Source organism: Methylobacterium indicum (genome assembly GCF_001043895.1).
GTDB classification, from domain to species: Bacteria; Pseudomonadota; Alphaproteobacteria; order Rhizobiales; family Beijerinckiaceae; genus Methylobacterium; species Methylobacterium indicum.
Genome location: NZ_JTHF01000272.1, coordinates 1 through 11528, shown reverse-complemented (window position 1 = coordinate 11528; position 11528 = coordinate 1). Strand labels below are relative to the sequence as shown.

Here is an 11528-nt window from a genome sequence, read left to right as displayed (position 1 = left end):
CTGGATCCCGGATCTCCTTCCGCTAACGCTCCAGTCGTCCGGGAAAGGGGGTGGAACGCCCGCTTGGTGGCCTCCACTTTCTTCAATGTCGTGTACCGTGGGCACCGCGATCGGGCGTCGCTCTCGCAGGTTCCGCGGGACGCGCCTCTCCGCGTCGCGCCGAGCGCGACAATCGAGGGCGAGGCCGAGGCAGCAGGCGCTCGCTTCCCGACAGTCGATCGCTCGATCGATCCACTTGAGCGCCCCGCCGAAACATGCGACGCTCAATCGAGTCGTATCTATTTACGGTTGATTAACCATAAAATCGGTTGAGGTGCCGCTTCCCGGTGAAAGGCGGTGCCAGTCACGGGGTGCGCAACTGGAATTGCAACCGACGTCATGAATTGTCGATAGTCTTTTCACGTTTTCTTATATCGCAATGCTGGCACATGAGACGGGAACGAGAGGAGCACGATGTTCGGACGACGCACCGGGACGAGACCGTCGGGCAGGCTGGTCCAGCGCCATATCCGGGTGAACTGCGGCGGGACGGACCAGGATACCTGCCTGATCTATCTCGAAGACGAGCTGGTCTCGCGGCTGGTGCGCCTGCAGCCCGGCACCGCTCCGGTTCCCGAGCAACGCCACCAATGGTGCGTGGACGAGACCTACGGCCCCTGCGCGACCCTCGCCAGGGCTCCGCTCTTCGACACGCCCGACGCGGTGATCGACTGGATCGCCCGCCGCCTGCCCTTCCCGGCCCCGAAGCCCTGGCTGGACCCGCACCTGCTGCCGTGAGGCACGGCCGGAGCGGATGCGACCGCGACGACTCCGATAGGCCCCGTCAAGCGAAAGCCTTTCGGCGCGCCTTGCGGGTGCGGCGGCGCACGCCGTCCCGGACCGAACGAGCCTAGATCCGACCCATGCCGCTCAGGCCCCGCCATGCCCCCGTGGGACGCTGGCATGCGAGACGCCGGGACGCTGCGGCAGGAGGCTCGTCATGATCCGCTTCGCCACCGCCGCGGTCGCAACCGCCCTCGTCGCCCTGCCCGTCGCGGCCCTCGCCAATGGCGGCGACCGGGAGCCGGCCGGGGGCGCCTTCATGAGCAGCTACGTCACCGCCCCCGACGCGACCCTTCGCTCGCCCGCCGAAGCGCGCCCGCTGGACCGGCCGGTGCCGTGGTCGACGCCCGGGATCGCCGGACCCGAGACCACCGGGTCCGTGCGCGCCCTCCCGGCCCGGACGCGGACGCACCGCTGAGCGCCGTCATCCGGTCGCCATGGTCCGTCGGGTAGGCTCTCGTTTTGCATGACAGGGAGCGCCGAGGGGACCCGATGACGCAGCCATCGCTGAACCGTTCGCAGCAGGCCGAGGCGGCCGAGGATGCCGGCTCGAATCCGAGCCCGAACCCGACCCTCGGCGAGGTCGTGGCCCGGCGCTTCGACCGGCGCGCGGTGCTGCGCGGCGGTTTGGCCGGAGGTCTTGCCGGGCGTCTTGCCGGAAGCCTGGCGGTCTCGGCGATCTCGGCGACGCTCGTCCCCCGGGCGGTCGCGGCGGCGACACCGGAGACCTTCCCGTTCCGCGAATTGCCGGCCGGCGCCGACGAGCGCCACCACGTCGCCGAGGGCCACGACGCCGAGGTGCTGATCCGCTGGGGCGATCCCGTTTTGCCCGGCGCCCCGGCCTTCGACCCGCACCGGCAGAGTGCCGCCGCGCAGGCGCAGCAATTCGGCTACAACAACGATTTCCTGGGCTTCTTTCCCCTGCCTAGCGCGAGCGATCCGGCCGGCCACGGCCTCCTCGTCGTCAACCACGAATACACGAACGAGGAACTGATGTTCCCCGGCCTCGGCCGGCAGGACGGCAAGGCGGCCTTCGCCGGCATGAACCGCGACCTCGTCGAGATCGAGATGGCGGCCCATGGCGGCTCGGTGATCGAGGTGAAGCGCGAGGACGGGCGCTGGCGGGTGGTGCCGGACTCTCGCTACGCCCGCCGCATCACCGCCATGACCCCGATGCGGCTGTCCGGCCCCGCCGCCGGCTCGGCCCGCCTGCGCACCGGTGCCGACCCGGAGGGGACGACGGTTCTCGGCATGCTCAACAACTGCGCCGGCGGCGTCACGCCCTGGGGCACCTGGCTGACCTGCGAGGAGAACGTCAACTACTACTTCCAGGGGCGGCTGCCCGAGGGCTCGGCGGAGGCCCGCAACCACAAGCGCCTCGGCCTGCCGGGCAACCTCTACGGCTGGGCCCGCTTCCACGAGCGCTTCGACCTCGGAAAGGAGCCCAACGAGCCCAACCGCTTCGGCTGGGTGGTGGAGATCGATCCCTTCGATCCGACGAGCGTGCCGGTGAAGCGCACCGCCATGGGCCGCTTCAAGCACGAGGGCGCGGCGGGCGCGATGGCGAAGGATGGTCGCTACGTCGTATTCCAGGGCGACGACGAGCGCTTCGACTACGTCTACCGCTTCGTCACCAAGGATCCGGTGAACACGGCCGACCGCTCCGCCAACCGCGACATCCTCGACCACGGCACGCTTTTCGTCGCCCGCTTCGAGGCCGATGGGCGCGGTGCCTGGCTGCCGATCGTGTTCGGGCAGGGTCCGCTGACGCCGGAGAACGGCTTTCGCGATCAGGCCGACCTGCTGATCGAGACCCGCCGGGCCGCCGACCTCCTCGGTGCCACCAAGATGGACCGGCCGGAGGACGTCGAGGCCAACCCGAAGACCGGCAAGGTCTACGTGATGCTGACCAACAACACCCGCCGCAAGGCCGACCAGGTCGACGCCGCGAATCCGCGGCCGGACAACCGCTTCGGCCACATCGTCGAGCTCTCGCCCGAGGGCGGCGACTTCGCGGCCGAGGCCTTCGCCTGGGAGGTGCTGGTGCGCTGCGGCGACCCGTCGGTCGCGGCGGTGGGCGCCACCTTCTCGTCGGCGACGACGAAGGACGGCTGGTTCGGCATGCCGGACAATTGCGCGGTCGACGGAGAGGGCCGCCTCTGGGTCGCCACCGACGGCAACTCGCCCTCGAAGACCGGCCGCGCCGACGGCATCTGGGCGATGGAGACGCAAGGCCCCGGCCGCGGCACCGCCAAGCACTTCTTCCAGGTGCCGATGGGAGCCGAGATGTGCGGCCCCTACTTCACCCCCGACGACACCACCTTCTTCGTCGCCGTCCAGCATCCCGGCGAGGCCGACGAGGAGGACCCGACCGCGCAGCCGGCCACCTTCGAGAATCCGGCGACCCGCTGGCCCGACTTCGACCCCGCCCTGCCGCCGCGCCCGGCGGTGGTGGCGATCACGAAACGGGGCGGGGGCAAGGTCGGGACGTAGAAGGACCCGGGCCGCCCGACCCCTTCCCCTCTGCGGGGAAGGGGTCGGGGCGCCTACAGCAGCTTGTCCAGCGTCACCGGCAGCGTTCTCACTCGCATCCCCGTCGCGTGCCAGATCGCGTTGACGATCGCCCCGGCGCTTCCCGTGACGCCGATCTCGCCCACCCCCTTGATGCCGAGCGGGTTGACGTGGGGGTCCTCCTCCTCGACCAGGATCGCCTCCAGCGAGGGCACGTCGGCATTCACCGGGACGTGGTACTCGGCGAGGTTGGCGTTCATCGGCCGGCCGGTGCGCGGGTCCATCACCGCCTGCTCGTGCAGGGCGAAGGAGACGCCCCAGATCATCCCGCCGTAATACTGGCTGCGCACCAGGCGCGGGTTGATGATCCGACCGGCCGCGAAGGCGCCGACGAGGCGCGTCGCCCGGATCTGGCCGAGATCGGGATCGACCGTCACCTCGGCGAAGACCGCGCCGTGGGCGTGCATGGCGTAATGCTCCCGCGCCGCGTCGGGCCCGGCCGCGCCCTTGCCTTCCACGGCGTCCTTCCCGGCCCGGGACAGGATGTCGGTGAAGGCTTCGGACCGGCTCTCGTCGTCGCGCCGCACCAGGCGGCCGCCGCGGGCGACCACCCCGGCATTGCCGGCGCCGTAGAGGGGCGAGCGCCGGTCCTGCGTCGCGAGGGCCGTCAGCTGCGCGATCACCTCCGTTGCCGCCCCCTTGATCGCCGTGCCGGCGGTGGCGGTATGGGCCGAGCCGCCGGCGATGCCGCCGTTCGGCAGGTCCGAGGAGCCGATGCGGAAATCGATCGCGTCGATGGAAAGGCCGAGTTCTTCCGCGGCGATCTGGGCGAGCGCGGTCCAGGCCCCCTGCCCCATATCGATGGCGCCGATCGCCACCGAGGCCTCGCCGGTGGCCCTCACCACCGCCCGCGCCTCGGCCTGGAACATCAGGGCCGGGAAGGTCGCGGTGCCGACGCCCCAGCCGACGAGGAGCCCGTTCGCGTCGCGCATCTGCCGCGGCGCCAGCGGTCGCCTGCTCCACCCGAAGGCCGCCGCGCCCTGGGCGTAGCATTCCCGCAGCGCCTTCGAGGAAAAGGGCTTGCCGGAGGCCGGCTCGGTCTCGGCGTAGTTGCGCAGGCGGAAGTCCAGCGGATCCATCCCGCAGGCCTCCGCCATCTCGTCGATGGCGGCCTCCAGAGCCGCGCTGCCCGAGGCCTCGCCGGGCGCCCGCATGAAGAGCGGCGTTCCGGTATCGAGCCGCACCGCGCGGTGGCGCGTGGCCAAAGCCGGCGCGGCGTAGAGCGTGTGCGAGACGCCGCCGCTCGGCTCGATGAAGTCGTCGAAGGTGCTGGTCGCCGTGAGCGTCTCGTGGTCGAGGGCGGTCAGCGCCCCGTCCGCGCCCGCGCCGAGGCGCAGGGTCTGGCGGGTCGGGGCGCGGTGGCCGACCGGGCCGAACATCTGGGGGCGGCTCATCACGAGCTTCACCGGCCGGCCGACGAGGCGGGCCGCCATGATGCCGAGCACCTGGGGACCCGCGATCATGCCCTTGGAGCCGAAACCGCCGCCGAGGAACGGGCTGCGGATGTGGATGTCCGACGGAGCGATGCCGAACAGGCCGGCGATGCGCCCTTGCGCCATCGCCAGCCCCTGCGAGGGCATGTCGAGATCGAGCCGGTCGCCGTCCCAGGTGGCGACGACGGCGTGGGGCTCCATGGCGTTGTGGTACTGGGCGGGCGTCTCGTAGGTCGCCGCGACGGTGTGCGCCGCACCGGCCAGCCCGGCCGCGACGTCGCCCGTCTCCATGTCGGCCGGGTCGCCGACGCCGATCGCCGCCGGCGTGAAGGGCTCCGCCGCATCGAGCCCGACCGCCGGGGTCTCGACCTCGTAGGCCGGATCGAGCAGGGCGGCGCCCTCGGTCGCGGCCTCCAGCGTCTCGGCGATCACCACCGCGACCGGCTGGTTGGCGTAGCGCACGCGGTCGTCCTGCAGGAGGTCGAGCCGGAAGGTGAAGCCGTCGTGCTTCTCGTCCGGGTGCTGGGCCAGCACCGGCTTGTTGTCCGGCGTCATCACCGCGACGACGCCGGGATGATTCTTCGCCGCCGCGACGTCGAGGCGGGTGACCCGGCCCCGGGCGATGCGGCTCACCGCCATCACGGCGTAGAGCATCCCGGGCGGGTGATGGTCGGCGGCGTAGGGAGCGGCGCCCGTCACCTTCAGGATCCCGTCCCGGCGGGTGAGCGGCTGGCCGAGATTCGAGCCGTGGCGGATCGGGCGAGGAGCGGTCTCAGGCATGCGCGGCCTCCGGGGCGGGGGCGAGGACGGAACCCGGCAGCGCCGGCAGGCGCGCGGGCGTGCCGGCAGCGGCGGCGGTGAGCGCCCGCACCACGAGGCGGCGGGCGAGCTCGATCTTGAAGGCGTTGTCGCCGGAGGGCCTGGCGTCGGTCAGCGCGGCCTCCGCCGCCGCCCGGAAGGCGGTGGCGTCGGGCGCGCGGCCGGCCAGCAGGCCTTCCGCCGCCTTGGCCCGCCAGGGCTTGAGCGCGACGCCGCCGAGGGCGAGCCGCGCCTCGGCGATGCGCCCGTCCTCGATCCGCAGGGCCGCCGCCGCCGAGACCACCGCGAAGGCGTAGGAGGTGCGGTCGCGGACCTTGAGGTAGCGGCTATGGCCGGCGAAGGCGACGGCCTCCGGCGGCAGGACGAGCGCGGTGATCAGCTCGCCCGGCTCCAGCACCGTCTCGCGCTCCGGCGCATCGCCCGGCAGGCGGTGGAAGGATTCGAGCGGGACGAAGCGGGTGCCGGCGGGCCCGGCGATCTCGACGCCCGCGTCCAAAGCCACCAGGGATACGCAGAAATCCGACGGGTGGGTGGCGATGCAGGCCTCGCTCCAGCCGAGGACCGCGTGGAGGCGCGTCTCGCCGCCGACGGCCTCGCAGCCGCTGCCGGGCCGGCGCTTGTTGCAGGCGCTGCCCGGGTCGGTGAAGTAGGGGCAGCGGGTGCGCTGCATCACGTTGCCGGCGGCGGTCGCCGCGTTGCGCAATTGCGCCGAGGCACCGGAGAGGAGCGCCTCGGCCACCGCGGGATAGGCCTTGGCGAAGGCGGGATCGTGCGCGAGGTCGCTGTTGCGGGCGAGCGCGCCGATGCGCAAGCCGCCGTCGTCCCGCCGCTCGACCGCCGCGAGGCCGGGCAGCCGGGTGATGTCGACGAGGCGGGTGGGACGGGCGACGCCGCCCTTCATCAGGTCGAGGAGGTTGGTGCCGGCGGCGAGGTAGGCCGCGCCGGGCGCGGATCCCGCCGCGACCGCCCCGGCGACGTCGGTCGCACGGATATACTCGAACGGGATCATGCCGCCTCTCCCCGACGCGGGGTCTCGTGCTGGCTCAGGGCGTTCTGGGCCTCCAGCACCGCCTCGGTGATGCCCGCATAGGCGCCGCAGCGGCACAGGTTGCCGCTCATCGCCTCGCGCACCCGCTCGGGATCGTCGCCGGCCTGCGCCTCGCGGATCAGCCCGACCGCGCTCATGATCTGGCCCGGGGTGCAGAAGCCGCACTGGAACCCGTCATGGGCGATGAAGGCCTCCTGCACCGGGTGCAGGCGGTCGCCCTCGGCCAGACCCTCGATGGTCAGGATCTCCGACCCGTCGAGGCTGACGGCCAAAGCGAGGCAGGAATTGATCCGCCTGCCGTCGACCAGAACCGTACAGGCGCCGCACTGGCCGCGGTCGCAGCCCTTCTTGGCCCCGGTGAGATGCAGGCCCTCGCGCAGGAGGTCGAGCAGGGTCACGCGCGGGTCCGGGATCGGAATCGTGCGTCTCGTGCCGTTCACCGTCAGGACGATGTCGAAGCTCATGCGTCGGCCTCCAGGCTAGACGGGCTCCAAACTAATCTGGGTCGTCGCATCGCCCAGATGCGGCCGCGTGCGGCAGCGCACATGTCGCAGCGAACCTTTTGCCGGCACGACGGTTGACGCTGCGAAACCGCCCAGCGGTCCCCTTTGACTGACAGGTACTGAGATGAAGACCCGCCTCGCCCTCGCGGCCGCCCTGCTGACCGTCGCCGCCGCCCCCGCCTTCGCCCAGGGCGGCTCGCCCTACAACCGCTCCGGCTCGCAGGCCGGCGGCCCGCTGGCCGGCATGGAGCGCGCCTACGGCGCCCCGGGCGGTGCGCCGGCCGTCGACAGCACCGGCAGCGTCGTCGTCTATCCGCGGGACGACCGCGGCGTGCTCGTCCGCGAGGTGCCCCCGGGCTACGCCCCGGCCTCCCCGTACGTCTACGGCCGCTGATCGAGCCGGGCTCCCGTTCCGCCCCGTTCGGGAGCCCGCTCTCGCGCGTCGTGAAGCCCGTCCCCGCGCGAGCGGGGGCGGGCTTTTTCGCATGCATGGCGTTCTGCCTTGCCTCGGGGACGGACCCGGTGTGAACTCGAGCGGCCCCGCTTCCACCGCAGGATCCGAGCCGCCCGCCGATGACCGCCTCTTCCAGCCCGATCGTCCTCGCTCACGCCGCCTACCGCCTCGGCGACGCCTACCGGGCGGCGGGTGCGCCCGAGCCCTTCGTCGAGGCGCGCGACGTCGCCGCCCTCGAGGAGGCGGTGGCGGGGGCCGAGGTGCTGGTGGTCTCGGGGCTGTGGCGGCACAGCCTGCTGGAGCGGGCACCGCGCCTGCGCTTCGTCCAGTCGGTCAGCGCCGGTACCGACCAGTTCCCCAAGGAGGCGTTGCGCGAGCGCGGCATCCGGCTCGCCAGCGCGCAGGGCGGCAACGAGCGTGCGGTGGCCGAGCACGCGCTCGCGCTGATGCTCGGCCTCACCCGCCGCCTGCCCGAGGCCCTGCGGAACCAGGCCGCCGCGACTTGGCGGCCGATGATCGCCGATCCGGCGAGCCGCGAACAGGAACTCGGCGGCCGGACCCTCCTGGTGATCGGGCTCGGGCGCATCGGCACCCGCATCGCCCGGCTTGGCCAGGCCTTCGACATGCGGGTGATCGGCCTGCGACGGCGCCCGCTCGAAGCGGGCGATCCGGTCGAGGCGGTCTTTCCTCCGGATCGGCTGCACGAGGCTTTGACGGAGGCCGACGTGGTGGCGCTCGCCTGCCCGCTGACGCCGGAGACCGAACATCTCATCGACGCGGCGGCGCTCGGAGCGATGAAGCCGGGCGCGCTCCTGATCAACGTCGCCCGCGGCCGGGTGGTCGACCAGGACGCGCTCGCCCGCGCGCTCACCGAGGGCCGGATCGCCGGTGCCGGCCTCGACTGCTTCCGGGAGGAGCCGCTGCCCGCCGACGCCCCGTTCTGGGGGATGCCGAACGTGATCGTCACGCCCCACAGCGCCGGCGAGACCGGCCTCTACGAGGGCCGGGTGATCGCGCTGCTCATCGAGAATCTCGGGCGGCTGCGGCGGGGGGAGGAATTGGTGAACCCGGTGGTGTGAGGATTGCGCGGCGGCAGACAGTCGCCCGCAATCCGCAATGGCGCGGCAGGGCGTGCGCATCCCTCCTCTCCCCGCGGGCGGGGAGAGGGCCGTGTCCCCCTTGTCGGGGACACGGCAAGCCCACCGGGCGAGGGTGAGGGGGTGTTTCCGGAAAAGCCTCGCTCGGCAAGACCCCCTCACCCTCGCTCCGGCTTCGCCTGCGCTCACTTCACCCCCGACAAGGGGGGTGAAGTCCTCTCCCCGCGGGCGGGGAGAGGGGAAAATCCGCGCCTATCCCGGAAACCGGCGGATCACATCGCGCCCGCCCCCTCCCCTCACCGGTCCAGCACCGCCCGGTCGTTCTTCGCCACCAGGGCCTTGAAGTACGGGGTCAGCTCCTGCTCGGACAGGCCGAAGGCCTCGGCGAACTGCAGGATCAGGCGCTGCTCGCCCGGCTCGGCCTCGCCGTCCGCCATGGCGCTGTCGATCATGTTGAGCACGATGCAGAGCCGCTGGTCCGGGCGCAGGCGGGGCGCCGCGTCGGCCAGGAACTGCGCCGGCTGGGTGGCGCGGGCGTAGCGGACGGCGGATTCGAGGTGCTGGCGCGTGGTATGGCGGCCGAGCACCGACATCAGATGGCCGACCTCCTCCGGGTCGATCTCGCCGTCGGAGCCCATGCAGTAGATCAGCGAGACCGCGAGGCAGGTCCGCGGCGTGAGGTCGAGCGAGGTCTGCGACTTGAACATGTTGAACATCGTCGGGGGCCCCTGGCAATATGCTCTGGCACTGTGTCGAGACGGTCCGGCTGAAACGATCCGTCAGCGCAGGCGATCGATTACCCCAATGCCGTGGCGGTGTCGATCATCGCGAGCCTGGTCGAGTCAGAGTATTTTTACACCGTCCGGTCTTATTTTTGCCGGCTGACACTCCATATAGCGGATCTCCATTACCACTTACGTTCGTGGATCGGATTTAATCCCGATTCCATACTCGCGCCCATACCCGCGTCGCGCGATCGGGCCGGTCTCGGTGCGCCACATCCGTCGGATCCGCCGATCCGGGACCCGCATGGCGACCACGCCCGTTCCGGCCTCGTCCGGTCGAGCATGGCGGCCCGTCGCCACGGCGCGGCGTCGCCGTTCCAGATTTCGAGCGGAGGGAAACCGTATTTTCTCCCGCACATCGTCGCCGTGGCAAGAACAACTCTTGCTATACAGTCATTTGAAATCTCATTTCATTGACTGATCTCGGGCCCGGCCGCATCGTAGAGGCATCAGCACGGGGGCGGGACGCCCCGGCCGTGCCGCCCTCCTTAAGCATCGGATCGGACCTCCATGACGCGCCTGCGCCTCGTCGGCTTCTCCGCCAACATCCAGCGGCCCTCGAAGACCCGCACCCTGGTCGAGGCGATCGCCGCCGAGGCCGCCGTGCGGCTGCCGGTCGAGGTGCGGATCTTCGACCTCGTCGATGCCGGCCCCGGCCTCGGCGGCGCGCTCTCCCGCGACCAGCTCTCGCTGCCGGCCCGGCGCATCGTCGAGGCGGTGGAGGAGGCCGACGCCCTCGTGGTCGGCACCCCCGTCTACAAGGGCGCCTATACGGGCCTGTTCAAGCACCTGTTCGATCTCGTGGCGCCGGAGGCGCTCGCCGGCACGCCGGTGGCGCTCGCCGCCACCGGCGGCGGCCCGCGCCACGCGCTGGTGGTCGAGCATTCCTTGCGCCCGCTCTTCGGCTTCTTCACCGCGCTGACCGTCCCGACGGCGGTCTACGCCTCCGATCCCGACTTCCGCGACGGCGGCCTCGACTCCCCGGTGATCCGCCAGCGGGTGGCGGAGGCCGGGGATCAGCTCGCGACGCTGGCCGGCGCCCGCGCCCCCGCTGCCGCCGCGCCCCTCGCCCGCGTCGCCGGGGGCGCCCGGTGATCGACCGTCGCACGCTTCTCGCAGCGGCTCTGGCCGGTACCGCCCTGCCGGTCGCTCGACCGGCCTCGGCCGCCGGCTCCGACACCCTGCGCATCGGCTACCAGAAGAACGGCATCCTGGTCGTCGCCAAGCAGCAGGGGGTGATCGAGGCGCGGTTGAAGCCCCTCGGCGTCGCCGTCGCCTGGGTCGAGTTCTCGTTCGGCCCACCGCTCCTCGAGGCGATCAGCTTGGGCGCCATCGATCTCGGCCAGACCGGCGACGCGCCGCCGGTCTTCGCGCAGGCCGCCGGTGGCCCGATCGCCTACGTGGCGGCGCAGGAGGCCGCGGGCTCGGGCGCGGCGGTGCTGGTGCCGAAGGATTCCCCGATCCGCACCCTCGCGGATCTGAGGGGCAAGCGCGTCGCCTTCGCCAAGGCGTCGAGCGCCCACAACCTCACCATCGCGGCCCTGGAGAAGGCGGGGCTGACCTACCGCGACATCGAGCCGGTGACCCTGGCGCCGGCCGACGCCGCGGCGGCCTTCGCCCGCGGCAGCGTCGATGCCTGGACGATCTGGGATCCGTACTTCGCCATCGCCGAGATGCAGCCCACGACCCGGGTGCTGGCGCTCGCCACCGATATCGCCAAGCCCAACAACTTCTTCCTCGCCCACAAGTCCGTCGTGGCCGAGCGCGGCCCGGTGCTCGACGCTGCGCTCGACGCGCTCGCCGGCGTGGCACGCTGGTGCGAGGCCAACCGCGGCGAGGTGGCCGCTCTCCTCGCCAAGGGCACTGGCGTGCCGCTCGCCGCGACCCGCCGGGCGGTCGACCGCACCGACTACGCCATCGGTCCGATGACACCGAGCGCGTGGAAGCGGTCGGCGACGCGCTGCTGCTCGGCCACCGCGCTCGGTGTCATCGGACC

General features: G+C 72.0%; 12 protein-coding genes. 8 read left to right on the top strand and 4 right to left on the bottom strand.

Annotation, left to right across the window (positions count from 1 at the left end; genetic code table 11):
* The 4 genes from QR78_RS35750 to QR78_RS26705 form a co-directional block, all read left to right on the top strand.
* Nucleotides 1–312 (top strand): hypothetical protein (locus QR78_RS35750; RefSeq protein WP_208993247.1); only part of this gene is annotated, 312 nt, incomplete at its 5' end.
* Nucleotides 313–453: 141 nt separating this feature from the next.
* Nucleotides 454–777: a hypothetical protein gene (locus QR78_RS26715; RefSeq protein ID WP_125901018.1), complete on the top strand. Its 324-nt coding sequence runs from the start codon at nt 454–456 to the stop codon at nt 775–777.
* Nucleotides 778–979: 202 nt separating this feature from the next.
* On the top strand, nt 980–1240 hold the full coding sequence (locus QR78_RS26710) for a hypothetical protein (protein WP_048430640.1): 261 nt from the start codon (nt 980–982) through the stop codon (nt 1238–1240).
* 74 nt (nt 1241–1314) lie between these two features.
* A complete protein-coding gene (locus QR78_RS26705; protein ID WP_048430639.1) occupies nt 1315–3315 on the top strand; it encodes a PhoX family protein in 2001 nt (666 codons plus the stop codon).
* A 53-nt stretch (nt 3316–3368) separates the two neighbouring features.
* Here the strand turns inward: QR78_RS26705 and QR78_RS26700 are convergent, their stop codons facing one another.
* The 3 genes from QR78_RS26700 to QR78_RS26690 are packed head-to-tail and all read right to left on the bottom strand — an operon-like array spanning nt 3369 to nt 7157.
* The gene (locus QR78_RS26700; RefSeq protein ID WP_048430638.1) at nt 3369–5606 is read right to left on the bottom strand and encodes a xanthine dehydrogenase family protein molybdopterin-binding subunit; all 2238 of its coding nucleotides are present in this window, start codon (nt 5604–5606) and stop codon (nt 3369–3371) included.
* Entirely contained in the window at nt 5599–6654 is a 1056-nt protein-coding gene (locus QR78_RS26695; RefSeq protein WP_048430637.1) for an FAD binding domain-containing protein, read from the bottom strand. The genes QR78_RS26700 and QR78_RS26695 overlap by 8 nt, the downstream gene beginning before the upstream one ends.
* The gene (locus QR78_RS26690) at nt 6651–7157 is read right to left on the bottom strand and encodes a (2Fe-2S)-binding protein (RefSeq protein ID WP_048430636.1); all 507 of its coding nucleotides are present in this window, start codon (nt 7155–7157) and stop codon (nt 6651–6653) included. Before QR78_RS26690 ends, QR78_RS26695 begins: the two co-directional genes overlap by 4 nt.
* A 163-nt stretch (nt 7158–7320) precedes the next feature.
* On the opposite strand from QR78_RS26690, the gene QR78_RS26685 reads away from it, so the two are divergent.
* Entirely contained in the window at nt 7321–7590 is a 270-nt protein-coding gene (locus QR78_RS26685) for a hypothetical protein (RefSeq protein WP_048430635.1), read from the top strand.
* Nucleotides 7591–7769: 179 nt separating this feature from the next.
* Nucleotides 7770–8729: a D-2-hydroxyacid dehydrogenase gene (locus QR78_RS26680; RefSeq protein ID WP_048430634.1), complete on the top strand. Its 960-nt coding sequence runs from the start codon at nt 7770–7772 to the stop codon at nt 8727–8729.
* Nucleotides 8730–9043: 314 nt separating this feature from the next.
* On the opposite strand, the gene QR78_RS26675 is transcribed toward QR78_RS26680, so the two are convergent.
* Nucleotides 9044–9454, bottom strand: coding sequence for a tellurite resistance TerB family protein (locus QR78_RS26675; RefSeq protein WP_244278499.1), 411 nt, complete (start codon nt 9452–9454; stop codon nt 9044–9046).
* A 588-nt stretch (nt 9455–10042) separates the two neighbouring features.
* On the opposite strand from QR78_RS26675, the gene msuE reads away from it, so the two are divergent.
* Both msuE and QR78_RS26665 read left to right on the top strand, forming a co-directional pair.
* Nucleotides 10043–10627 carry an FMN reductase gene (gene msuE, locus QR78_RS26670; protein WP_048430632.1) on the top strand — a complete coding sequence of 195 codons (585 nt, stop codon included), beginning with the start codon at nt 10043–10045 and terminating at the stop codon, nt 10625–10627.
* The coding region (locus QR78_RS26665) for an aliphatic sulfonate ABC transporter substrate-binding protein (RefSeq protein ID WP_125940055.1) at nt 10624–11528 on the top strand (905 nt) is incomplete at its 3' end. The genes msuE and QR78_RS26665, both read left to right, overlap by 4 nt.

What these genes read in the sequence shown, in the direction of transcription:
- QR78_RS26680 (WP_048430634.1), top strand. Translation starts at nt 7,770, where the DNA reads ATGACCGCCTCTTCCAGCCCGATCGTCCTCGCTCACGCCGCCTACCGC.
- QR78_RS26690 (WP_048430636.1), bottom strand. Translation starts at nt 7,157, where the DNA reads ATGAGCTTCGACATCGTCCTGACGGTGAACGGCACGAGACGCACGATT.
- QR78_RS26695 (WP_048430637.1), bottom strand. Translation starts at nt 6,654, where the DNA reads ATGATCCCGTTCGAGTATATCCGTGCGACCGACGTCGCCGGGGCGGTC.
- QR78_RS26715 (WP_125901018.1), top strand. Translation starts at nt 454, where the DNA reads ATGTTCGGACGACGCACCGGGACGAGACCGTCGGGCAGGCTGGTCCAG.
- QR78_RS26700 (WP_048430638.1), bottom strand. Translation starts at nt 5,606, where the DNA reads ATGCCTGAGACCGCTCCTCGCCCGATCCGCCACGGCTCGAATCTCGGC.
- QR78_RS26675 (WP_244278499.1), bottom strand. Translation starts at nt 9,454, where the DNA reads ATGTTCAAGTCGCAGACCTCGCTCGACCTCACGCCGCGGACCTGCCTC.
- msuE (WP_048430632.1), top strand. Translation starts at nt 10,043, where the DNA reads ATGACGCGCCTGCGCCTCGTCGGCTTCTCCGCCAACATCCAGCGGCCC.
- QR78_RS26705 (WP_048430639.1), top strand. Translation starts at nt 1,315, where the DNA reads ATGACGCAGCCATCGCTGAACCGTTCGCAGCAGGCCGAGGCGGCCGAG.
- QR78_RS26685 (WP_048430635.1), top strand. Translation starts at nt 7,321, where the DNA reads ATGAAGACCCGCCTCGCCCTCGCGGCCGCCCTGCTGACCGTCGCCGCC.
- QR78_RS26710 (WP_048430640.1), top strand. Translation starts at nt 980, where the DNA reads ATGATCCGCTTCGCCACCGCCGCGGTCGCAACCGCCCTCGTCGCCCTG.